Source organism: Natronomonas salinimetallica (genome assembly GCF_013839515.1).
Taxonomy (GTDB): Archaea; Halobacteriota; Halobacteria; order Halobacteriales; family Haloarculaceae; genus Natronomonas.
The window spans coordinates 16,302-39,759 of record NZ_JACDNQ010000008.1 but is presented as its reverse complement, the minus strand read 5'-3'; the positions used below and the strand labels follow the sequence as shown (position 1 = coordinate 39,759).

General features: G+C 62.9%; 18 protein-coding genes, 1 tRNA gene and 4 pseudogenes. 10 read left to right on the top strand and 13 right to left on the bottom strand.

The window, feature by feature from the left end; genetic code table 11:
• Positions 1-282: 282 nt before the first annotated feature.
• Both HZR14_RS08220 and HZR14_RS08215 read left to right on the top strand, forming a co-directional pair.
• Positions 283-2,001, top strand: coding sequence for a YcaO-like family protein (locus HZR14_RS08220; protein WP_181692387.1), 1,719 nt, complete (start codon positions 283-285; stop codon positions 1,999-2,001).
• A gap of 84 nt (positions 2,002-2,085) precedes the next feature.
• Positions 2,086-3,099, top strand: coding sequence for a mechanosensitive ion channel family protein (locus HZR14_RS08215; protein ID WP_181692386.1), 1,014 nt, complete (start codon positions 2,086-2,088; stop codon positions 3,097-3,099).
• Positions 3,100-3,129: 30 nt separating this feature from the next.
• Here the strand turns inward: HZR14_RS08215 and HZR14_RS08210 are convergent, their stop codons facing one another.
• Positions 3,130-5,331 (bottom strand): LUD domain-containing protein, encoded by a 2,202-nt coding sequence (locus HZR14_RS08210; RefSeq protein WP_181692385.1) that lies wholly within the window; start codon positions 5,329-5,331, stop codon positions 3,130-3,132.
• Positions 5,328-5,843 carry an LUD domain-containing protein gene (locus tag HZR14_RS08205; protein WP_181692384.1) on the bottom strand — a complete coding sequence of 172 codons (516 nt, stop codon included), beginning with the start codon at positions 5,841-5,843 and terminating at the stop codon, positions 5,328-5,330. The genes HZR14_RS08210 and HZR14_RS08205 overlap by 4 nt, the downstream gene beginning before the upstream one ends.
• Positions 5,844-6,236: 393 nt before the next feature.
• Between HZR14_RS08205 and HZR14_RS08200 the strand changes: the two genes are divergently transcribed.
• Together HZR14_RS08200 and HZR14_RS08190 are read left to right on the top strand one after the other, a co-directional pair.
• Positions 6,237-7,313: an FAD-dependent oxidoreductase gene (locus HZR14_RS08200; protein WP_181692383.1), complete on the top strand. Its 1,077-nt coding sequence runs from the start codon at positions 6,237-6,239 to the stop codon at positions 7,311-7,313.
• A gap of 1,312 nt (positions 7,314-8,625) precedes the next feature.
• Positions 8,626-8,781 (top strand): rubrerythrin-like domain-containing protein, encoded by a 156-nt coding sequence (locus tag HZR14_RS08190; RefSeq protein ID WP_181692382.1) that lies wholly within the window; start codon positions 8,626-8,628, stop codon positions 8,779-8,781.
• Between the two features lie 367 nt (positions 8,782-9,148).
• Here HZR14_RS08190 and HZR14_RS08185 read toward each other — a convergent pair.
• The 6 genes from HZR14_RS08185 to HZR14_RS08160 form a co-directional block, all read right to left on the bottom strand.
• A tRNA-Pro gene (locus HZR14_RS08185) sits at positions 9,149-9,219 on the bottom strand.
• 157 nt (positions 9,220-9,376) lie between these two features.
• A complete protein-coding gene (locus HZR14_RS08180) occupies positions 9,377-10,255 on the bottom strand; it encodes an RNA-guided pseudouridylation complex pseudouridine synthase subunit Cbf5 (protein WP_181692381.1) in 879 nt (292 codons plus the stop codon).
• Between the two features lie 2 nt (positions 10,256-10,257).
• Entirely contained in the window at positions 10,258-10,836 is a 579-nt protein-coding gene (cmk, locus tag HZR14_RS08175) for a (d)CMP kinase (protein WP_181692380.1), read from the bottom strand.
• Between the two features lie 99 nt (positions 10,837-10,935).
• Positions 10,936-11,832 (bottom strand): DUF106 domain-containing protein, encoded by an 897-nt coding sequence (locus HZR14_RS08170; protein ID WP_181692379.1) that lies wholly within the window; start codon positions 11,830-11,832, stop codon positions 10,936-10,938.
• Between the two features lie 147 nt (positions 11,833-11,979).
• The gene (locus tag HZR14_RS08165) at positions 11,980-12,174 is read right to left on the bottom strand and encodes a hypothetical protein (RefSeq protein WP_181692378.1); all 195 of its coding nucleotides are present in this window, start codon (positions 12,172-12,174) and stop codon (positions 11,980-11,982) included.
• Between the two features lie 83 nt (positions 12,175-12,257).
• Positions 12,258-12,878, bottom strand: coding sequence for an adenylate kinase (locus HZR14_RS08160; RefSeq protein WP_181692377.1), 621 nt, complete (start codon positions 12,876-12,878; stop codon positions 12,258-12,260).
• Between the two features lie 86 nt (positions 12,879-12,964).
• Here HZR14_RS08160 and HZR14_RS08155 point away from each other — a divergent pair, with 86 nt between their 5' ends.
• Together HZR14_RS08155 and HZR14_RS08150 are read left to right on the top strand one after the other, a co-directional pair.
• Positions 12,965-13,324, top strand: a complete 360-nt coding sequence (locus tag HZR14_RS08155) for a DUF7975 family protein (protein WP_181692376.1) — start codon at positions 12,965-12,967, stop codon at positions 13,322-13,324.
• Between the two features lie 138 nt (positions 13,325-13,462).
• Positions 13,463-15,277, top strand: a complete 1,815-nt coding sequence (locus tag HZR14_RS08150) for a formate/nitrite transporter family protein (RefSeq protein WP_181692375.1) — start codon at positions 13,463-13,465, stop codon at positions 15,275-15,277.
• A gap of 124 nt (positions 15,278-15,401) precedes the next feature.
• Here the strand turns inward: HZR14_RS08150 and trkA are convergent, their stop codons facing one another.
• Positions 15,402-16,739 (bottom strand): Trk system potassium transporter TrkA, encoded by a 1,338-nt coding sequence (trkA, locus tag HZR14_RS08145; RefSeq protein WP_181692374.1) that lies wholly within the window; start codon positions 16,737-16,739, stop codon positions 15,402-15,404.
• A 107-nt stretch (positions 16,740-16,846) separates the two neighbouring features.
• On the opposite strand from trkA, the pseudogene HZR14_RS08140 reads away from it, so the two are divergent.
• A pseudogene (locus HZR14_RS08140) lies at positions 16,847-17,560 on the top strand (ATP-binding protein); the annotation flags it as partial.
• A gap of 321 nt (positions 17,561-17,881) precedes the next feature.
• Positions 17,882-19,054 (top strand): outer membrane protein assembly factor BamB family protein, encoded by a 1,173-nt coding sequence (locus HZR14_RS08135; protein ID WP_181692373.1) that lies wholly within the window; start codon positions 17,882-17,884, stop codon positions 19,052-19,054.
• Between the two features lie 122 nt (positions 19,055-19,176).
• On the opposite strand, the pseudogene HZR14_RS08130 reads toward HZR14_RS08135, so the two are convergent.
• The 3 pseudogenes from HZR14_RS08130 to HZR14_RS08125 form a co-directional block, all read right to left on the bottom strand.
• Positions 19,177-19,809 (bottom strand): annotated as a pseudogene (locus HZR14_RS08130) (IS6 family transposase).
• Positions 19,810-19,904: 95 nt separating this feature from the next.
• Positions 19,905-20,111 (bottom strand): annotated as a pseudogene (locus tag HZR14_RS14385) (type B DNA-directed DNA polymerase); the annotation flags it as partial.
• An 81-nt stretch (positions 20,112-20,192) separates the two neighbouring features.
• Positions 20,193-21,027 (bottom strand): annotated as a pseudogene (locus HZR14_RS08125) (type B DNA-directed DNA polymerase); the annotation flags it as partial.
• Positions 21,028-21,259: 232 nt separating this feature from the next.
• Between HZR14_RS08125 and HZR14_RS08120 the strand changes: the two are divergent.
• Together HZR14_RS08120 and HZR14_RS14580 are read left to right on the top strand one after the other, a co-directional pair.
• Entirely contained in the window at positions 21,260-21,850 is a 591-nt protein-coding gene (locus HZR14_RS08120; RefSeq protein ID WP_181692372.1) for a DUF7342 family protein, read from the top strand.
• Positions 21,851-21,853: 3 nt separating this feature from the next.
• Positions 21,854-22,336, top strand: a complete 483-nt coding sequence (locus HZR14_RS14580; RefSeq protein ID WP_370464967.1) for a toxin-antitoxin system TumE family protein — start codon at positions 21,854-21,856, stop codon at positions 22,334-22,336.
• 801 nt (positions 22,337-23,137) lie between these two features.
• Here HZR14_RS14580 and HZR14_RS08110 read toward each other — a convergent pair.
• Complete coding sequence (locus HZR14_RS08110; protein WP_181692370.1) at positions 23,138-23,458, bottom strand: DUF8156 family protein; 321 nt, start codon at positions 23,456-23,458, stop codon at positions 23,138-23,140.

Genomic DNA, 23,458 nt, shown 5'->3' with positions numbered 1-23,458 from the left:
TCCATCTTGGGTTATTCCGGAGCAGATGGACTGTGAATGTTTTTATCACACGCTATGAAATATAGTAGACATCGCAACTAGTTACACATCGACCGCACTGCCGCCGTGCGGTCGAGTGTGTATTGTCTTCCGATCTCTACTATAGGTATACCCGACAGTATCACCGACCGCCCCGGATCGAAACGTCCGGTCGAGGGCTCCCGCGGCTTTTATCGCCCCTCGACCGGACATGACTGACATGTATCCGAGAGCGTCCATAGAGTCGGGGACCGGTGATCCGCAGTGACGGCGGTCGGGTTGCTCGGCGACGGTGCCGCGGCCGAATCGATCCGTGCCGCCCTGGGCGATACAGCCGCCGAGGCGGTAGCCGTCGATCCGCCCGGACTCGACGGGTCCGACGTGGCCGTCGCGGTCGGCCCGGTCGGGGCGACGGTTCACGAGGCGGCGGCCGAGCGCGCTCGGACGAGCGAGACCCCGCTTCTCACCGTCGAACTCGGCGGGATCGGAGGGGAGCCGGTCGACGGCGTCGACGCCGCGGTGTCGGGATACGCACCGGGGACGGCGTGTCACGCGTGTCTCCGTCAGCGCGTCGCGGCGGCCGATCCGGCGACCGGCGACGGCGGCTACGACGTATCGACGGCCAGGTTCGCCGGATCGGTCGCCGGCCGCGAGCTCGCGGCGCTCGTCGCCGGGCGCGAATCCGCCGTTCTCGGCGGGGTCATCGAGGTCCCGCACGCACGGCGGCGGGTGCTTTCGGTCCCCTACTGTGAGTGTGGCGGGGGCGACGACCACGCCGACGGGCTCCGGAGAAACCACGAGGATCGGCCGCTCGGGGAGTCGATCTCGATGGCCGAAGTCGCCTTCGACGACCGCGTGGGTCCGATCTCGGCGGTCGGGGAGGCCGAATCGTTCCCGGTCCCCTACTATCTGGCGACGCTCGCGGCGACGCCGTTCTCGGACGCCGAGGCCCCCGACCACGCCGCGGGGGTCGGACTCGACTGGGATCCGGCGTTTATGAAGGCGCTCGGGGAGGCCCTCGAACGGTACAGCGCGGCGATCTATCGTGATCACGAGTTCGAGACCGACCCGGACGCCTCGGTCCGTCCCGAACGGTTCGTCGCCCCGAGCGGGGCCGACACCGAATGGACCGACGACACGTCCGACGTGACCCGGTGGTATAGCGCCGAGCACCTTGTGACCGGCGAGGCCGTCCACCTCCCGGCGGAGCTCGTCGTCTTCCCGCCGCCGGAACGGACGATCCGGCCCGCGATCACCACCGGGCTCGGGCTTGGCAACGGCGGTGTTGGCGCGATCCGATCGGGTCTCTATGAGGTCATAGAGCGCGACGCGACGATGCTGGCGTGGTATTCGACGTACGAGCCGATGGGGCTGGACGTCGACGACGAGGGGTATCGGACGCTCGCGGACAGGGCCAAAAGTGAGGGGCTCGAAGCGACCGCGCTCGTGTGTACGCAGGACGTCGACGTGCCGGTCGTCGCCGCCTGCGTCCACCGAGAGGGTGCGTGGCCCCGGTTTGCGGCCGGCTCGGCGGCCGGTCTGGAACCGGGGGCGGCCGCCCGCGGCGCGCTCGCCGAGGCGCTACAGAACTGGCTCGAACTCCGCCGCATGGGCAAAGAGCGGGCGAACGATGAGGGCGGTGCGGTCGGGACGCACGCCTCGTTTCCGGAGCCGGCACGTGCGTTCGTCGATCACGGGACGACGATCCCGGCCGCCGAGATCGGGCCGTCGGAACCGCCGACCGGCCGGGCCGAACTGGAGAGGCTCGTCGAGTCGGTCGACGACGCCGGCCTCGACGCCTACGCGTCGCGCCTCACGCCCGGGGACGTCGGGTCGATGGGGTTCGAGGCCGTTCGGGTCGTGGTCCCCTCGGCGCAGCCGCTTTTCACCGGCGAGCCCTACTTCGGCGAGCGCGCCCGGAGCGTTCCCGGATCGCTCGGCTTCGAGCCGGCTCTCGATCGAAGCTACCATCCGTTCCCCTGATCGGGGAGGGGGCGGTCCGGGCCGGATCGCGGCCGCCGACGGGCGTTGGGGAACGCTTTTTCCGATCGCCGCTGAGGGGTCGGTATGGACGTAGCGTTTTTACAGACGGGGACGGTGACGCCGACGCCCTCGTTTCGCAACGGATCCGGGATCGCGCCACCGGAGTGGCTCCCCGGCGCCGTCCCGGTGTTTATATACCGTCTCGTCCTCGCGGTCGCGCTCGTCGTCTTTTCGTATTACCTCTCACAGATCGCCCGGGAGATGCTCGGGCGGCGGATCGCCCGCCAGTTCAAACGGCCCTCGGTGAGCCGGACGATCCTCCGGAGCCTACAGATCCTCATCGTCCTCGGCGCGGTGTTGACGGCGTTGAGTTTCTTCGGGCTCGGGTTCGGCAGCATCGCCCTCTCGGTCGGTGTCTTCTCGGCCGTGGTCGGCATCATCCTCGCGCCGATCATCGGGAACGTGATAAGCGGTGTCTTCATCCTCTCCGAGCAGCCCTACGAGATCGGGGACATGGTCGAGTTGGCGGACACCGGGACGAAGGGGTTCATCGAGGACATCACGCTCGTCTACACGAAAGTATTCACGATCGACAATACCTTCATCGTCCTCCCGAACGGGACGATGCGCGAACGGGACGTCGTCAACTACTCCGCGGAGGACGCCCGCATTCGGATGACGCTCGACGTCGGCGTCACCTACGAGTGCGATATATCGGTAGCACGCGAACAGATGGAGGCGGCCGCACGGTCCGTCGAGGCGGTCATCAAAGGCGGCCCCGACATCCGGGTCGGAAGCGCCCGATACCCGGCATCGCCGACCGCGTACATCCAGGAGTTCGGCGACAGCGAGGTGTCGATCACGCTCCGGTACTGGGCGAAGGAGCCGTACAAACAGGCCGCGGTGCGTTCGAGCGTGTTGACGGAGGTCTGGGACCGCTTCGAGGCGCACGACATCGAGATCCCGTATCCCCACTCGCATATGGTGTTCGACGATACGAGCGGCGAACTGCAGGTCGCGACCCGACGGAGCGACGCCACGGCTCCCTCCCGGCCGGGCGGGGCGACGACTCGGGAGTCGGAGGAGAACGGCGAATAGCCGGATCCGGTCGCCCGGATCGAACGGGCGTTATTTCGGTGCGAGGAGCTCGATCACGTGCTGGGGCCGTTCCTCGAGCAGGTCGTCGATCTGGTCGAGACACGACGTCCCACTCGCGACGACGAGATCCGGGTCGACGTCGCGGATCTGTCCGGCGAGGTTTTCGCCGACGTCCATCGACTGCTCGTAGAACTGGGTCTTGTAGCCGAACGAGCCGGCCATCCCGCAGCACTCGACGTCGTTCGTCTCGACGTCGTACCCACAGCGTTCGAGGATGGTTCGGCTGTACCCCTCGAGTCCCATCGTCCGCTGTTGACAGTGGCTGTGGTAGGCGACCGTCGCCTCCGCGTCGGCATGTCGGAGCCGATCGAGGTCCGCGCCGTTGGCCACGAGCCCGTAGACGTACTCGAGTATCTCGTAGCTGTTCTCGGCGAAGGGATCGAACGCCTCCGCCGGGAGGAGCCGTTCGTACTCTCCGGTGAACATCGCGACGTCGCTCGGCTCGATGACGACGACGTCGTAGCCGGCCTCGAAGTACGGGCCGAGTTCCTCGGCGACGGCCTCGGCTTTGCTCCGTGCTGTGTCTATCATTCCCTGTGAGAGCGGTGCGCGGCCGGAACCGGGCATCGACGGGACGAGCACCTCGACGCCGAGCGCCTCCAGCGCCCGGACGGCGGCCTTGCCCCGCTCGACGTCCATGTAGTTCGTATAGAGGTCGGGGTAGACGACGACCTTCCGGTCGGGATCGGCCGGGGGAACCGCCTCGCGGTTCTCGAACCACTCGACGAACGTGGTCCGGCTGAAGCTGGGCAGCGGTCGGCGGCGGTCGACGCCCGCGATCTCCTCGAGCGCGATCGCGGCTGGCGGCGAGTTCGCCATCCAGTTCGACAACGGAGCGAACGTGCTGCCGAGTTTCGCCAGCGTCTCGAAGTTCCCGAACAGCCGTTTCTGGAGGCCGGGGGCACTCTCCTCGGCGTCGGGGGTGAGCCCGTCGACGAGGAACTCGGCGTTGACGTCCTTGTCGCTGTTGACCCGATCGCGGACGACCGTGTTGATCCAGGGGATGTCGATCTCGACCGGGCAGGCCTCCACACACCGCGAACAGCCCGTACACTGGTCGTTGAACTCCGCCGCCGCGTCTTGGCCGTGGACGCCGGCCTCCCATCCGGTCGCGATCCCGCCGGAGTACGTCTCGCCGCCGAAGACGTGCCCGCCGACGGACTGGAAGTTCGCACAGGTGTTCGAACAGGCCGAACAGCGGATGCAGTACAGCGTCTCCTTGAGGTCATCGTCCTCGCGCATCGCCATCCGCCCGTTGTCGATCAACACGAGGTGGAAATCCCGGTCCTCCCCGGTCCCGCCGACGGTCGCCTCCGGATCCTCGAAATCGACGGTCGGTGAGTTGATCGGCGGAGTGAAAAGAGAAATGTAGCTCGTGATGTCCTGGCCGGTGCCGGAGCGACCGATGAGCTCGATGAACGGCTGGAGGTCCTCGACGCTCGGGACGATCTTCTCGACGCCCGCGACGGCGATCTGCGTATCCGGTACCGTCACCGTCTTTCTGGCGTTGCCCTCGCTCGTGACGAGTGCCATCGTCCCCGAGTCGGCGGTGACGAAGTTCGCGCCGGTCATCCCGACGTCGGCCTCGCGGATGAGTTCGCCGAGCCGTTCACGGGCGAACATCGTCAGCTCCTCCGCGGACTCCAACTCCTCCTCGGGGTCGAAGCGTTCGTTGAACAGTTTCGCGATCTCCGCTCGGGATTTGTGGATCGCCGGCGCGACGATGTGGCTCGGAGCCTCATCGGCGAGCTGTAACACCCACTCGCCGAGGTCGGTTTCGACGACGTCGACGCCGTCCGCTTCGAGGTGTTCGTTGATCTCGATCTCCTCGCTCGTCATCGATTTGCTCTTTATCAAACGCTCTGCGTCCTCGTCGTCACAGACGCTGGCGATGTATCGGTTCGCGTCCGCCGCGTCCTGGGCGATGTACACCGTCCCGCCGTTCTCCTCGACGGCGTCGATGACCTCGTCGATCAGTTCCGGAAGCCGTTCGATGGCGTCCTCTTTGATCTCTCTCGCCCGGCCTTTCAGCGCCTCGTAGTCCTCGAGTTTCGCGACCGAGTCGTATCGGCCCTGGTTGAACCCGCGGGTATTCGTCGCGACCGCGTCGCCCTCGGTCTCCATGATGTGTTTGATGTGCTCGGCCCGTGATTGCCGTGACTTCTCGCTCATGTGACAACGATCACCTCCACCTCCTTTGGACCGTGTGCCCCCTGGACGAGCGCCCCCATGTCCGCCGTCGCCGAGGGCCCCGTCGCGATGATCGCCGAATCGCGGCTCTCGCGCAGTTCCTCGCCGAACCACTCGAAGGCGGCCGCCATATCGGGGACGATATCGGACTCACGGAGGACCACGACGTGGCGGTCGTTGAAGAGGCTTATCGGCTCGCTTCCCTCGGCCGTTGCCCGAAGCACAACGCTTCCGTAGTCCGCGATCGCCAGCGACGCGCTCGTCACACCCGTCTCGGCCGCCTCCAACTCGGCGCTGGTCGGTTCGGTACTCACATCTTCGGGAAGCGTCGCCCCATCGATATCGATCGAAACCCCGACCGCCGGCCCCGAGAGGAGCGTCTCGATAGTCTCACATACCGCGGAGGGCTGGACCCGGTGTACCCCGACGTCGTAGGCCTCGACCGACCGTTCGAATCGGTCGAGAGGCGCTGTGTTCGTGGTTTGGGACGACATATTCTATACGTGTGACAATGCGTTGCGATGCATGGTACTTTTCGGTTTCGTAACCCGACGTGCTTTTCGCTTTCGCAACCCGACGCATGCGGCCCGCCGTTCGGCCGCCGGACCACTTACTCCCGTCTCACGGGAGAAAGCGAATCGAATGCGCCGAGGTATCGTCCAAGGGTAGACATATTTCGGGGACCGGGGCGGCGTCATGCTCGCGCCGCTCAGAAAGCGGTTCGAACTGTCTCGTACCGGCGAAAAACCGATATAGCCGCAGCCGTCGTTGCCCCTACGTCCCCGCCGACCGTAGCCTCCGGGCCAGGGATCCGCGAGCGCGACGGAGCACGGGGTACGTCCCCCGGAGCACGGGGTACTTAGCCGAGGGCATCCGAAACAGCTAGCATGCAGTATACGATCATCGGTGGCGGTGTACAGGGGCTATCGACGGGGATTTTGCTACAGTACATCGGCCACGACACGAAGATAGTCAGCGATACGTTCGCGTACGTCGACGGCTCGGACACCCCGACGGTCGCAACGAACTATGCGGCCGCCTCGGTATACCCCGTCCAGATCGAGTCGGCGTATTCGGAGGACGAACTGATAGAACTGGCGGAGTCGACGTTCGAACCGTTCTATCAGACCGACGGAATCCCCGTCCGAAAACACACACATTATTATCTCTACGAGGAGCCCCGAGCCGAGCCGATACCGGCCCGGATGGAGGTACAAGACATCGCGGCCTACGAGGGGAACGCACCGTCACGGCCCGGAAGGCGCGTCCGTGACGGATACGCGTGCAAGGAGTACTTCGTCGAGATGCCGGAGTACGTTCCCCTGTTGTACGCCGCCTACGAGGCGTTGGGTGGTGAGACCGAACGGCGGACGCTGGCGGCCGGCGAAGTGGACGAACTCCCCGGGGAGGCCGTGTTCAACTGCTCCGGATACGGGAGCCGAGTCCTGTTCGGGGACGATTCCATGACGGCGATAAAGGGTCACATCCTCGAGGTCCCCTACGACGGCGATGCGCCGCTTCCGTTCTCGTATACGTACACGCCGGCCGAGTACGGACACTACGTCTATATGTACCCCCGCAAGGAGTCGGTCCTCTTCGGCGGCTCGTATCTACGGGGTGACATCGTAGACGGCGAGTGGCGGGGCGAGACCCCGGAAACCCCGACGACGATAGACGGAGAAACGATCCCCGAACGGCTATACACGGTAAACGAGGCGATCACGAGCGAGTACGTCGACGTCAACAGGGCCGACGTCTCCGTTAAATACGGCTACCGGCCGTACAGGGCGGCCGGAATGCGGGTCGAAGCGGAGGGTGATATCGTACACAACTACGGCCACGGCGGGAGCGGCGTCTCGATGTCGTGGTGGTCCGCACTGGAGGCGGTCGGGTACGTCGACGACGTGTCCGAGTCGCTGCTCGCGGACGTCGCCGAGACGATCGCACGGACCCCCAAGACTTGACATCCTCCCCGCGCTGAAGCGCGAGGATTCCAGCGCGGGACAGCGGGCCGCTCCCAAGCCCCCGAGGGCAACTTCCTCCCGCGAAGGGAGTACCGGGTTCGTGCGCTCCACGTCAGGACGGTGAGCGTATGGTGACGCCGACTCGTTGCGAGTCGCCCTGCTTGTGGCGCTCCCTGCGCCCAGCCCCAAACGGACTGTGCGAACGCGAGGATTCACGCCCCTCGTTTCGAGGGGCGCGACACGGGCCGTGCCATCGACCATACTCCGCCACGCCGAGTGTGGCGAAGTGCAACCGCGAACGGGGTGTGTTTTGGTTAAGCCGTCACCCCCTCCCGTACACGAGCATTACTGCCCGTCCCAGCGGGGCTACGGGTTCTGTGAGGACGGCGAACGAATCCCAACCACGTACTCCCCATCTCGTTGTGAACCGGGATGGTGGGCGTGGAACCGTCCGTGTCGGCGGGAAGCGACCCCGAATCTTCCGATTGATACTTTACGCGATTGACTTGTACTAGAGCGTGTCATAGAAGAGTTCTCATGGTTTGTTGAATCAGCTCTAACGAATTGAAAGCGCCGTGCACTTGGTGCACGCTGTTCTTAGATTGTCGTAGCTATGGCGAAAGAGAAGTTCGGAGTCGCTGTTGACGAGGAAATCGTGCGAGAAGTGGATGAACTAGTCGCTGAGTGTGACGATCTCGGAGTCAGCCGCTCCGAGATCGTCGAAGCGATCCTCACAGCATCCGTTCAATCCTAGACAAACCACGTTGAACGGGTGCGAGAAATCATTATTCGGAAACGAAAAGGCACTCTTTGACCGGTTCTAAACGTCGTGCACCCAGTGCACGCAACTCTAAGTCAGTAACCCGCTATAATAGTAATCAAACTGACTGTAGTATGGGAAGAGTTCTATGACACGCTCCCAGGCGGTCGGTAAGCCGTTTGTCTCCAAACTCGGCTGGTCGGAACTCAGTTCGAATCCATCCAGAGACATCCATGTCACGTAGCTGTCCATCTTCATCGACTTCTGGTCGCCAACTGTGTGGACCTCCTCCCATCTTCCGGCGTTGGTTCGTCAGCTGCGATGTTAGCACTTGTGGGTAAAAGACAGCCGTGAACGGCGAGGCTTTCTCCTCGGTTTTCCGTAACACGTACGGGCAGCCACTACGTCCGCTTCGAACCCCCCGTCTGTATCCTCGGACGGGTAGGCGGAGCGGGCCGGGACGGTTCACGCGGAACGTCCGCAGGGAACAATAATATGATAATTATATACATTATACAATATTATTTATACCTGGGTCACATAGCGACGTGTATGCCTAACGGCCACGATATCGAGCACGATACGGCGGACATGTCTTCCGAGTACGAGTGCCTCCAGTGTGGGGTCGTCGTCCCAGCCGAGACACATCCCGGGACGTGCTCGGCGTGTGGCGGGGACTTCCAGAACCGAGCGAAATCCCTCGAATAACCCCCGGATTCGGGGTGTACTCTTCGAGGACGTGACGTCCTGTCCGCACTCGGGACGGATCACGGACCCGTCGGGTTTCGAGCCGGCGATCGGACGACTGGCGCTGGTTTGACGACGAACGGACCGAGTCCTGACCGCTGGTCTCGGCGGCTCACGCTGACCCCCTCCGGGGAACCCGGTTACGGCGTTAGGAAAAGTTAACGAGTCTGTAGACTTCGCAGAAGCGTTTTGGAAAGTGGGACCGCCGTGAGTTCGAACACGGCGAGACGGTCGTCCTCGGTACGGTCGGACGCTGCGACTCGCCTGCTCGAATCACGGCTCACACCGATTCAGCCGACGCTGGCGACGCAGCGTCGACAGAATGTGATGGGACCGCCGTGATTCGAACACGGGTCCAACGGACCCCATCCGCAGAGGATACCACTACCCCACGGTCCCTCGCATTCTGACGGACGGCGGAGGGACGTTTAATCTCTTCGTTTCGTGTCGGAACGCGTACGGCCGCGATGCGTGCGTGGCTGTCACTCTCCCGAAGTGCGAACCCCATCCCGAAGTGCGAACACGCAAAACGGCCACGTAGCCGGGGACGGCCGTCTCAGATCAGAACGCGCTCCAACTCGACGACACATCCCGCCTCCGAATTGGGGTCGCCGGCCAGGTGGCCGAGACAGACGGCCGCGCCGTCGGGGGTATAACAGGCGACGAGTTCACCCGTCTCCGCCCCGCCGAGTCCGGCATCGATCACGCCGGGAGCGTACACCGGGGCCCCCTCGGCGATCTCGCGGGCAGCGGAGGGCGCGACGGTCAGGCTCGGGAGTCCCTCGAGGGCGCGTTCGGCCGGTGAGACGACCGACCGGAGCAGGGCGGCATCGCCCGATTCACGCCAGAAGGCGAGGCCGTCGGCGAGATCCTCCATCGTCGAGAGCGTCGTATCGTCGAACCCACCGGTCTTCGTCCGTCGGAGGTCGCCCATGTGGGCGCCCGTTCCCAGCGCGAGCCCCAGATCGTGACAGAGCTTTCGGACGTAGGTTCCGCTTTCGCACTCGACGTCGATCAGCGCCCGGCGCTCCTCGCGTTCGATCGACTCGAGCCGGTGGATCTCTCGGGTCCGAAGCCGCCGGACGACCGCGGATTTCCGCGGCGGCTTCTGATAGAGGTCCGTCTCGAACGTCGAGAGCGTCTCCTCGAAGTCACTCGGGATTCGGCCGTGAACGTCGAGGACGGCGACGTATCCCTTCCGGCTGTCGTCGAATACCTGTGCCGCACGGGTCGCCGTTCCGGTCAGGATCGGCAGACAGCCGGTTACCTTCGGGTCGAGCGTCCCGGCGTGGGCTGCGCGTTCGACGCCCGCCATGTCTCGAACCCAGGCGGCGACCTGGTGGGCGGAGGGGCCGGGCGGTTTGTCCAGATTGACGACCCCGAACTCGAGCAGCGTTTCCGGATCGCGGTCGTCGGGCGGGCCACGTTCCTGCATGCTCAAAACTCGTAGGTGACCCCGTCGATCGGCGTTTTCCCCTCGTCGTCGACGATGTCGTAGGCCTCGACGGCGGTGATGACGACGTCGAGGACCGCCCCGGGCGAAAAGCGGGCTGTGTTGAGCGAGAGATCGTAGATATCCAGGGTATCGATGTCGATATTGTAGTACTCCCGATAGCGTAACGCCTCGCTGTCGGCGCGCTCGAGGGTCTCATCGCGGGCGGTTCGGATCGGTTTGTCCTCCCGGTCGGCGATCCGTTCGGCGCGGATATCGAGGGGAGCGTCGAGCCAGATCCGGAAGTCGGCGTGGTCGCCCGCCATCCAGCCCGCGAGCCGCGATTCGAGCACGAGATCGTCGTGTTCGGCGGCGAGTTCGCGCTGTCGTCGGTCGAGATCCCGATCGATGGCGTCGTCCTCCTCGGCGCGTTTGTTCAGTTCGAGCGGGGTGAGATCGCGCTCGGCGGCGAGGTCGCGGAAGATATCACCGCCGCTTACGTGGTCGTATCCCAGCCGCTCGGCCAATCCGGCGGCCACCGTGCTCTTGCCGCTGCCGGCGGGGCCAGAGATGGTTATCAACATATCAATACTGTGCCGCTGTCGGTGAAAGGCGTTACCGTTCGCGGCCGGCGGGCGGGGACAGACCGATCCGAACCGATCCACGGCGGGCCGGTGGGCCGGTCACGTCGGCGTCGTCTGGATGTTCAACGACTTGCGGATGACCTGCGTGAAACACATCGAACAGACGAAATACCAGACGATCCACGCCTGGACCGGCCCGACGAGCCCCTGGTTCCAGCCGACCTCGCCGACGATGGGCATCACCATCGGCGCGAGGTCGATCTCCGGATACAGCGGCGCGCCCCGGAAGCCGACGACGGCGTACATCCACAGGAAGACGGGGATCGTCAATACCATGATCCACACCATCGGCCGGAACTGCTCTTTGAACATCCCGAGGTTGTCGGCCATCGCATCCATCTGTTCGTCTTGGATCCGCTCGAGGGCTTCGTCGTCGCCGCGCTCTTTGGCGTCCTTACGGCGCTCTTGGATCTCCTTCATTCGGCCTTGGTATGCACCCATCACCTCCATGTTCATGAGGTTCGACTGCAACAGCGTAGAATAGAGCCCGGTGAAAAGCGCAAGCACCATCACCACCGCGAAGAACGGGAGGAGATCGAGAAGGGGACCGAGCACGATGTTCAGCGTGTCGGCGAGTGGCTCACGGACCGAACTGAACGTATAGCCGGCGAACATCGAGACCGATCCGACGGCAGCCATCTTGTCCCACTTCGACCACGAGGAGTCGGTGTCGGGTGCGTCGGGTAACTCCAGGTCGTCGTCCTCGAGCGCCGCACGGACCCCGTCGGGATCGGCGACGTCGAAGCCCTCGCCGTCGGAGTCGACGAGCAGTCCCGTCTCGATGAGCCGCCCCCACTGGCCACTCGTCAGCTCCTCGGAGACGTCGCCCCACGAGACCGTCCCCTCGTCGGCGCGGTCGAGGAGATACTCGATCGCCTCCTCCATCTCCGCGTCCTCCGTTATGAGTTCCTGTACTTTCGAGGCTGTGCGTGCCATTGGCGGGTATAATCAGGGGCGGGTAATCAACCTTTTACCTTCGGACGCGTGTCCGCCCGGTCGGGCCGTGGCTCACCCGTTGATACCGCCAGCCATCGGTGTCGTACGTGAGCCGTATCCCGTGACGGGATGTGCGACAGGACGGTCTCACCCGTCGTCGAGCCGCCGGGAGAGGTCCTCGAACCGCTCGCGGAGCCTTCGTCCTCGGTCGCCGGCCTCGACGAGGAGAACCGCAAGCCTCTCCGTGATCCGATCCAGCGTCGCGGGGTAGGTCCCATCGAACGTCACGCGAGCACATCCCCTGAGAGCGATCGCGACGGCGAGAGTGGGGAACCGATCCACGTTCGGTCGGCCCGTTTCGGGGGCAGACCGGTGGACGCTACGCTCTTCGTCCGGTCGGGTGCGGACGGACGACTGCGGCCGTATCAGGCGGCGTCCTCGATCTCCGCTTTGAGATCGCTCCAGACCTCATCGGGGGTCTGCTCGCCGTCGATCCGGACGAGATCGCCCGTTTCCTCGTAGTGGTCGATCACCGGCTGGGTGTTCTCCTCGAAGACGCGGAGGCGCTCTCGGACCGTCTCCTCGGTGTCGTCGTCGCGCTGGACGAGTCGGTCACGGACCTCTTCCTCGTCGGGCATGTTGAACTCCGTGTGGTAGATATCGCCCGTCTCGGGGTCCATTCGCCGGCCGGTGAGCCGGTCGACGAGTTCCTCTTTGCTCACGTCGAGCAGCGCAACGAGATCGAGGTCGGCGATATCGGAGAGGTACTCCGCCTGCGAGAGGTTCCGCGGGTAGCCATCGAGAACGAACCCGTCGGCGTCCCCGAGAGCGGCCTCGACGATCTCGTTGACGACGGGGTCGGGGACCAACTCGCCCGCGTCCATGTACTCACGGGGCGTCCCGTGTTCGGTCTGCATGTCCTTGTTGGCGCGCAACGCGTCGCCGGTGGTCACGTGCTCGACGTCGTAGTGATCGGTGATGTTGCTCGATTGCGTCCCCTTGCCGGCACCCGGTGCCCCGAGCAGCAGGATCTTTGGTTCGCTCATAATCGTTCCTTCAGAACGGTCCCTAAAAGAATTGACTGAACGCGTCGAGCGCGAGGTTGATGTGCTTGGGCGTTTCAGATACACCCATGGCGGCCGATCGTCCCGGTGACAGACGGAAGTTGCTCGTGCGTCGGATCGTCGAGTCACGACGGACCGGCGACCCGGCCGTCTTCGATACCGGCGGCGCGTCGGTCGAGTACGACGACCGGGGGCTTCGACTCGAAGCCGACCCGGACGAACGCGACCGGCTCGGCTCGCTGCTCTCCGCGTATCACGTCTTCAAGATCAAACAGCCCGAAACGCGGAAAGCGGCCGACGGCGTCCTCTATGTGTCGGCGGTGACGGATCCGAAACACGCCGCGGATTTCATCGAGGCGGTGTTCCGGGACGTGTACGGACTCGGCGAGAGATACGAGTTGCGGGAGAGCACGCGTGGAACTGATTGAGACTGTCCGCGCTCTTTCCCTGAAAGTGAGACTGTCCGCGCTCTTTCCCTGAAACATACCGCGGGGCCGACGGTACGACCGTCTCTCGGGAGCGTCCAATACAAAGCCATTAGTTGACGGACGGTTTCGTCGGTCACAATGAGCGACCGGGAACCGGACGGCGATACATCGGTACGGGACGCGGTCGAACGTTCCAGAAGCGGCGCGCCCGCGGTTGGTGGGGTCATCCGGGATCGGTTCGAGACCGACGAGGTGTTCCAGCGTATCATCGCCGCCGCTGACGAGGAGGTCACCACGAAGGGCCGCGAGCTGTTTTTTAGCGCGCTGGCGGGCGGGTTCGCGATCACGCTCACGTTCTTGATCTACTCGTCGATGACCGCAAAGACCGACGGCGCGCCCGTCCTGAGCGCGCTCCTGTACCCGATCGGGTTTATATACATCATCCTGGGCGGCTACCAGCTCTACACCGAGAACACGCTGCCACCGGTCGCACTCGCGATCGAGCGGCTGGCGAGCCTGCCGGCGATGTTGCGACAGTGGAGCATCGTCCTGGCGGGGAACGTCGTCGGCGGTGCCTTCGGCGCGTTCGTGTTGGCCTATACGGGCGTGTTCTCGCCGGAGACGGCCGTCACGGCGGTCGAGATATCACAGAAGGGGCTCGAAACCGGCTTCTGGAGTCTCTTTTTCAAAGCCGGCTTCGCCGGGCTGATCGTCGCCGGCGTCGTCTGGCTGGATTTCGCCGCCCGCGACACCGTTTCACGGTTCTTTCTCGTCTACGTCGCCTTCCTCATGATCCCGCTCGCGGACCTGTTTCACGTCGTCGTCTCCGCCACCGAGCTCATGTACCTCGTGTTCCTCGGTGAGGCGGCGCTTCGCTCGGGGCTCGTCTCGTTCGTCCTGCCCGTTCTCCTCGGCAATACGCTCGGCGGCGTCCTGCTCGTCACCGTCGTCAACTACTTCCAGACGACCGAAAAACGGCTCGAATCCGCGCGCTTCGAGGGGAGCGAACGCCGACTATCGGTCCGCGAGTCGGCCTTCGGCGGGCTGGTCGGTCGGTCCTACGTGCCGCTTTTGGATACCGGATCCCGGGACGGCGTGGCCGAGGAGGACGCCTATCGGGTCGTGGTTCCGATCGCGAACCCCCGGACGGAGACGCACCTCGTCGAACTCGCCTGTACGCTCGCCGAGCAGCGGAGAGAGGCGAACGTCCACGTCGTCCACCTGGTCGAGACGTCCGACGAGTTGGTACAACGGTACGGTCCCGGCCAGATCGACCAGATCACGGGCGAATCAAAGGCCCTCCTGCGGGACGTCGAGGCGACCGCCGACGCCTACGACGTCCGATACAGTTCCTCGACGGTCGTCTCACACCGGTCGTTCGCCGAGATCTTCGACGAGGCGAGATCGATGCGGGCGGACCTCGTCGTGCTCGGCTGGGACGACAGACGACCCTGGGCGAAGGACAAACCCCAGCGGTCGTTCGACGAACTCAAAAGCGAACCGCCGTGTGAGTTCCTCGTGTTCAAAGACCGCGGGCTGGACATGTCGCGGGTGCTCATTCCAACGGCCGGCGGCCCCGACTCCGATCTGAGCGCCGACGTCGCGACCGCGCTCGAATCCAGCGTCGGCGCGGAGGTGTCGTTGCTCCACGTCGTCGATTCGCCGGCCGACCGGGAGGCCGGGACGGCGTTCCTCCGCTCGTGGGCCGAACGGCGCGGGCTCGGCGACGCCGAGTTGCTCGTCGACGACTCCGGCGACGTCGAGGGGGCGATCGAACGCGCGGCCGCGGACAAATCGCTCGTGTTGATCGGTGCGACGGAGCGGGGGCTGCTCTCGCGGCTCGTTACCGATTCGTTGCACCTCAATGTCATCAACGAACTCGACTGTTCGGTCGCGATCGCCGAACGGCCCGCCGGACGGAGCCTCCTCCGGCGGGTGTTCGGGCGGCGATAAACGCCAGCCGACTGCGTCCCCAGCGTCCGAGCGGACACACGGGGCAAACGCGACAGCCGCGATCGGCTCCCCGGGCCGGTGTTCGTCCGGGGGATCGTACGCGTTCGGAGCCCACTCCGGGGCATCACGCCATCGTAGTGATCCTCTCGACGGCCGGGGACTCGACGAAGACGACGATGTGATCGCCCGCACAGAGTTCGGTATCGCCACGAGGGGTGATCAGCTCCCGGTTTCTGGTGACTGCGCCGAAGACGACGTTCACGTCGAGATCGGCGACGACCTCGCTGATCGGGCGGTTGATGAGTTCGCTCGCGTCGGTCAGCTCCAACTCGAGTACCTCGGCTTGATCGCCTTCGAGCACGGAGATGTTTTCGGCGACACCGCCGTGGGTGAAACGGGTGATCTCCTCGGCAGTCACCTGCCGGGGGTTGATCGCCACGTCGATACCGATCTCCTCGAAGATGGTCACGTACTCGCCGTTGTCGACGACCGCGACGACGCGGTCGGTGCCGAGCCGTTTCGCGAGCACGGAGACGAGGAGGTTGCGCTCGTCGCTATCGAGGGCCGCGACGACGATATCGGCCTCGTCGACGTGTTCGCGGGAGAGAAACTCCGCGTCGGTCGCGTCGTGTTCCATCACGAGCGTGTTCGGCAGCTCCTCGGCGAGGTGGCGGGCGCGCTCGTGGTCCCGTTCGATGATCCGCGGCGACAGCGAACGCTCCTCGAGCAGCCGGGCGGTCTGATAGCCGATCTCGGAGCCGCCGATGATGACGATCTCGTCTGCGGCCCCGGGCGTTGCCGTCGGGGCGATGTCGCTCGCAAAGGCCTGGACGCTTTCGGGGCTTCCGATGACGACCGCCCGGTCGCCGGCTTCGATGACGGTGTCGCCCTGGACGAGTATGAGTTCCTCGCCGCGAAAGACGCCCGCGAAGGTCAACGACTCGAATCGGTCGGCCTCGGCGACCGTCTGCCCGGCGACGGGGCTGCCGTCTTTGATTTCGAACTCCGCCATCTGGACCAGTCCCGCCGCGAAGGGATCGACGTCGACCGCGGAGGGGAGCCCGACCACTCGGACGATGTTCTCGGCACTCAGAAGATCCGAACAGACCATAAAGTCGACGCCGAAGGCCCGTTCGGTCAGTTCCCACGTACGGAGGTACTCGACGCTTTTCGTCCGGGCGATGGTGAAGGGATCCGCCGCTGTTTTCGCCGTCTCACAGGCGACGAGGTTCGTCCGGTCGTCGTCAGTGCTGGCGATGAACAGGTCGGCCGACTCGACCTCCGCCGACTGGAGCACCGACAGCGAGGTGCCGTCGCCCGAGAGCGTCATGACGTCGAGATCGTACTTCAGTTGTTCGACCCGCTCGGAATCGATTTCGATGATCACGACGTCGTGATCCGACGCGAGGCTTTCGGCGATGGAGGTCCCGACTTCCCCCGCCCCGACGATGACGATGCGCATACCCGCACGACTCGGGGAGGCCTCAAGTGAATTACTATCCCGAAAAATCGGTCGGTAGCCATCCAAGGGGGAGTAAAAAGCCTCAGTAGACAACTTCAAATTAGCCGTATAACGAACCGGAGTACGTGCTCCGCACCGAACTCACGGACCCGAACCGATACTTTGCGATCCTCACCGCCATCGCCGCGGGAAAGACGACGTCGAACGAGATCGCTCAAGCGATAGGAATCGATGGGAAGCAGATATCGACGTACACACAGAAGTTGGAGCGTCTGCGGCTCATCGAGCGGGAGGTCCCGATCACTGAAGAGAAGGCAAAGTCACGCCGGGGACGCTATCGAATCCTCGATCCCCTGTTCCGGTTCTGGTTCCGATTCGTCTACGGCAAGGAAGATCGATACGAACGCCTCGGAGAGGATGCCTACGACGCAGTCATCAAACCGGAACTCCCGGACTTCGTGAGTCACGAATTCGAGAAACTTTGCCGAGACGCGCTCCCCAACCTCTACCCTGCAGAGACGTTCCTCGATATCGGTCGCTGGTGGTACAACGAACACGAGGTTGACGTCGTCGGCTTCACCACGGACGGGCCGATGGTCGTGGGGGAATGTAAGTTCACGAACGCACCGCTTGATTACGGAGCCCTCGCTTCTCTCGAAGACCACGCCGACGAGATACGCTGGACGCCGGACGGCGATGAGAGGGACACAGAGTACGCCTTATTCACCCGGAGTGGTGCGACACAGTCCGTTCAGGAGGCGGTCTCCGAGCGCGATGACGTACGACTGTTCGACCTCGGAGATATTACGGAACACGCCTAAGGGCGCTATCAAACGCCACGAAGGCGTGAGAGGCTCGATAGCCGCTGCGCAGAATCGAACTAATCGCAGCACAGGCTACGCGATTTTTGATAAAACAGCGTAAGAACGCCTAGAACGCTCGTTTGCGTTCTGAGGCCGTTCTCACCCGTTTCCGAACATCTCGCTCGACATTAGACGTGGGTGCCTCACGAAGCAAGCGACTGTGAACTACCTCGGGGGCAAGCTCCGAGACCCTCGCCGTGCTTAGCCTGTAGACGCACACATCTATTGGTGGGCGGACTATCCGTACCACTAGATAAGAGTCGAATGGACGGCATCAATATGCAACGGCGAGCGTTTCTCGCTGCGACAGCCGCGTCAGTCGGAGCGGTAGCCGGGTGCTTCGGCACGTCGAATCAAGCGCTTCCGAACGGCCCCACAAGCGACTGGCGACAGCAAGCCCACGACAGTCGTAACACCAGCGCATCCGATGTCGCCGTTCCAGATCGAGGCAACCAAGCATGGGACGCAGGTGACGCAGGAAGCATCGAACCGCTCGTTGCTGATGGAATGGTGTATTCCGTCGGAGCCAGTGCGACCGCACTCGACGCACAGACTGGCGACCAAGAGTGGGAATACGACTTTTCCGCGCAAACAGGCCCGACACCAACAGTAACGGAAAACCACCTACTCATCCCCGCTGAACAACAGCTCGTCGCGTTGAACCGCAGCGATGGCTCCGAAGAGTGGTCACGCGCTCTCCCTCGCCCCGCCGAAGGCTCACTTACTACTGATTCCTCGATCATCACACTCCCCCTCACCGCCCGTCGCGGGGAATCCGGGCTCGTCGCGTTCGACGCAACAACTGGCGATCGACTCTGGGGGCACACGACACTCGCAGCGCGAACAACCGCCATCAACGACGACCGCGTCTACGTCACCGGCTACCGACAAGACGGCAATACCGGTGTACTCCGCGCGCTCTCCGTAGCAGACGGCTCCTTACTGTGGGAAACTGAACTCGACCATCCAGACACCGAGCCAGTCGTCGCCAACGGCGGGTTACTCGTTCCCGATCAAGGCACGCTTGCGGTCCACGATCCAGCGGACGGGACGCGAGTACGCTCGCTCGGTACCTTTGGCGACCGGCTCGGAACAGCCCCAGCTGTCAGCGACGGAACCGCGTTCCTCGGAACACGGGACCAGAAAATCGTCGCCGTTTCGATTGAGGATGGCTCAACGGTGTGGCAGCAATCCGGAAGCGCAACCCGCGGGATTAGCGTCGGCCGCGAGTCGATTGTTACCTCGGGTGAAAGCCTTCCTGAAGCGAGTTTAGCGGGGCTTGCCGCGCTTGATCGTTCCGACGGGACCGTTCAGTGGGAACACCAAATCGAAGGGTTCGACGCGTACCCTAGCACCGCACCCGTTCTCGCAGACGGAGCCGTCTATTACACGAGCAACGCAAGTAGCGGGATCGTCGCGCTCGGCGACGTACCGGGTGACGATGACGAGTAACGTATTCTACGACGTGATTCACAGGCGGTACGAGGCGGATGCCCCGACTCTTGAGGTCGGGGAGGAAGCCGACACCCTGCGCCACAAACCACGCTACGGTAGCAAACTGAGGTCGTGTTAACTTAAGCATGATTCCACCAGACGGCGTGGGCTTGTAACCACGTTTCCGCAGTCGGTGGATCGACGTGGCTGAAACAATTTAAAAACGAAGAGGTTCATCGTTCTACTTCTCTGAATATACGTTCGACAGAATTTCTGAAACCGTGTTGTTCGACGCGGTAGCTGTAGTTTTCGCGGCGGAGCCCACCGATCAGATCGTCTGCGTTATCGACGAGAAACAGAGCGTCTTCGACATCGTGTTTCTCAGCTAATTCAGTGAGAAGTTCTCGTGCGATCGGAATCGTATACGTCGGGAACAGCCGCGAGTGAAGGATTCTGTTCGTTTCAGGATCGACGGCAGCGTACAGCCAGTACTGCTCGTCGTTGATTCGGATCGCTTTCTGATCGACCGCAACGCGATCCGGGCTCTCACCACCAGCTGGCTGTAGATCAGCTTTCTGTACCCAATTGTGAACAGCAACACGACTTCTATCGACACCCAATTCATCAAGAAGAATAACCGTATTCGAAAGTGATAAATCAGCAAGGTGGTAGCGAATACCCTTTTCAATGATTTCGCGGGGTGTCCGCTCTCGCTCCACAAATTGCAAGTCGATCCATTCGGTAGACTCGCTGAGGCGGTTGGATTCGGACATGGAACATTCGAACTACCGACCGCCTCTTCCTTAACTTAACACCGCCGTGGCGTTCTCCACTAGATTTATACTCCCCCCGATCCCACCGTGTGATATTCCGCCAGCCGGTCCTCGTCGGGATCGTTCCGCTTGTTCTCGCGACGGATGGCCGCCTTGATCTCGTCGCGTGCGTCGATGATCGGCTGCAGCACGTCGACGAGGTAGCCCCGGTCGTCGCAGGTCGCGTATCCGAGGCCGGGGACGTCCTCGCGGTCGCGGTGGCAGTCACACCGGATGACGTCCGGCGAGACGTTCCGCGTACCAGCCATCCACAGTGAAAGTGGAACACGTTCACGCGAGCTGACGGCCTTCATTACCCGAATCAAACTTCGAGACAATCGGCCTGCTCTGCCTGTAGAACTCGTGACGCCAGGAGTTCCACGGGACGAGGACGCCGCGGTCGTGGGCCTCGCAGATCTGGATCGCCGTGAGCACGTTCCCGATCGACGCCCACGCGAGCTCCTGGACGGGTTTTTTCGAGCGCGACACGAGGTCGTGGATGCCCTCGAGGTTCGTCTCCCCGTAGAAGAACGTGTTCGACTCGTCGATGATCGCCCGGCCGGGCACGTTGTACCGCGCCGACGAGTGGCCGACGCGGCCGTAACTCGAGTACGTCGACCGACTCGCGAGCTGCTGGTAGTGTACCTCGGGCCACCGACTCAGCGAGAAGTCGTCGACGCCGGCAGCCGTCGCCATCTCGTACAGCATCGGGACGATCTCGCTCGTCGAGCAGACCAGGACGTCCGGATCGTATGCGTCGAGCGCCTCCTGGACGGCGGTCAAGAGCTCCGAGGGCGAGCCGGTGACGGTATCGCCGGCGACGGACAGCTCCCCATGGACGTCGTTGCTCGTTTCGGTCACCGGGACGCTGAGCCGGAGCGTCGACAGCTCGCTCGCCGGCGTCGGATCGACGCCGGTCTCCAGACAGTACCGGAACTCCCGCGAGAAGTCGACGTTGAAACAGGCGATGTCCCCAATCGGATAGGCCGACAACTGGCGCGCTTGCCGGGCGAGTAGGGTGACGCGGTCGACGTGGGCGACGTCGACGGCGAGGACTGTCTCCTCGTCTCGTCGAAAGCCCGGCCGTCGCGCAACCGTCTCGGTCGCGACGACGCCGTCGGTAGTTGCCTCCCACTCCAAGACGCGGCCGTCGTCCAGAAAGTCGATGCTAAACGCCATCTAGGTCTCTCTGATGTTCGAGTCGCCGATACGGTGTGGCGTGTCGTTTCCGGATTTCAACGTATGGCCCCAAGAACGCCTCTACTGGTGTTTTCTGACCGTTTGTCTGTGTTCCGCTACTTCTGGAACGATTTCCGGAATTCATCTGGGTGGATTCAGTCGGTGTACTCACCACTGGGGGAATATAAGAATCTGCCAAAGAACTATGTTCCTCAGAGCCGTGCGTTTCTATATGAACGACCGAAACCCACCAGATGAGTTTGCAGACGTCAACGAAGCGGTTGGTGAGGAATGGGAAGCAGAAACAACACCCTACGAGCGCATTCGACACGTCGTTGCGCATACGTACAGCCCCGTCTCAGCTTATGCCGTAGCTGACGATGCACGGACGGCTCCAAAGACCGCTCGAAAGCACCTGAAAACACTCGCAGACGAGGGGTTTGTCGAGACGACACCCGGCGAACAGGGTGGCACGCTCTATCGGCGCTCACCTGAATCACTCGTCGTCGAACAGGCTGCCGACATCCTTGAGCACGTCTCGACCGATGAACTCGTCACCCGAATTCAGGAGATGCGCGAGCAGCTCACCGAGTATCGGTCCGAATACGATGTTGATTCCCCCAAAGAATTGGTGGTCAACCAGACGAATCAGGCCCTCAGCGAGACCGGGTCCCCACAGGACGAGATCGACCCAGAGACGATTCGTGAGTGGGAGACGCTCCGACGGAATCTCGCGTTCGCGAACGCTGCCCTCTCGATCGGCAACGCCGAGCAATTCGTCGACAGTGACCGTCGGTCGACTGACGACAGCGTCCCTGCCTGAGTAATGCGGGATTCTCCTGATCAAGTAGAAACCCATACTCTTCGGGGAGCTACGGATCGACCGGCGCTACTGACGATTCGTGACGTCGTCGAGGAGATGGAACCGCTCGCAACAGCTGAACTCGACAACTACCTCCATCCATCCGTCCTCGAAGTTGTGCTTGACGACGGACTGTGTGCGGCCGATGACGCCCGAATCGACATCCAGTGGACGACACGAGATGATTACAAGTTCCATTACACGGACTCGGAAGGGGTGAATCTGCGCTGGGGGAAGCACCCACACGCAGGTGACCACATCCATGTCTCCGGATTAGAACATTACCACCCACCACCAAATTCGAGTTCTGACCCAGACGAGGTCAAAGCGTCCTGTATCGCACAATCTCCCGAAGAATTGGTCACCCGCGCGGTTCTTAAACTCTGGCGGGTCGCCTACCATGCGGACTCGTATGAACCACTCAACGCAGGTCGTAACCCGCCGTAGGAACCAATCCGAGTGCTTCCCTCCACGAACCCCCACTGGGAAACGATTTCTTCAAGCGATAGGCTCCAGCGACTTCATAGAGAAATCTGACTTTGAGCAATACCGTTCTGCAAGCTCCATCAACGCTCGAGTCCGTCGGATATCGGCGACGTTGTGAGTGATGAGTGGCTCGTAGGCACCCTCCTTCCATGCGGTGACTGCCTTGCTACTGTCGGTAAATGGGTCCAGATCGTTCAATCCGGCGCCGATCAGTTCCTCGTAGACGCCACTCAGGGTGTCTTCACTCGTATTGAAGCGTGTCTCGAACGTCCATTACGTCGACGTATGGCAACGTGCCAAAAGGCCACTCGAGTCCGTGCGTACAGAGCCGTGTGCGAAGGAACGGGAGGTCGAATTCTCCGTTCCACCGCTCACCGTTGTACGCAACGAGCTTTGCATCACGTTGGGTGAGTGTCGATGTGACAAACGTTGCCAGTTCGTTCAAGAGTTCCTGTTCGCTGTCGTGGAGTGATACTGGTGGACGAAATCAAATAAAACCGACTCACGAGTGGTCCGCCGTTCGCTCCGTCGAACGGCGTGATCCTCGTGCGTCGTGTGTACATTCTTTTGTCCGTCAGTATGAGAGCTGTACCGGTGTCTGGAGGGCGTCGTTGAGCCGATTTGCGAGGCCTGTTTGTGATGCCGTTCCGGTATGAAGAAACACTCGCGACGAGACCGCCGAGTCGAACCCAACTACTGTGAGTTCATCACCAGTCTGAAATCCCGTCGTTTCGATATCGAAAGCGATCGTCGTCAGCCCCGTCATTCCGCATCACCTGTGTCACCTTCGGCGGACGATTGCTGTTGTTCGGTCACAGTTTCAGAAAGCCGTTGCTCAAGGTCCTTGAGGCGCTCTTCGTGGTCGTTGAGGCGTGCCTCCTGTTCGAGATCGATACTGAACAGCGCCGGCAAGAGCGGATTCTGGTGGTTCAACAGCCCGCTCGCGTCGGCGTGATCGCGGGCGTACTCGAACAACCGGTCGAACCGTGGCTGGTCGCGACGCCGTAGTGCCCGCCGGAACGCCGCCCAACGCTCTTCGATTGCCCGCAGCGCATCTCGGTAGGTTGGGTTCGTGCGACCCAT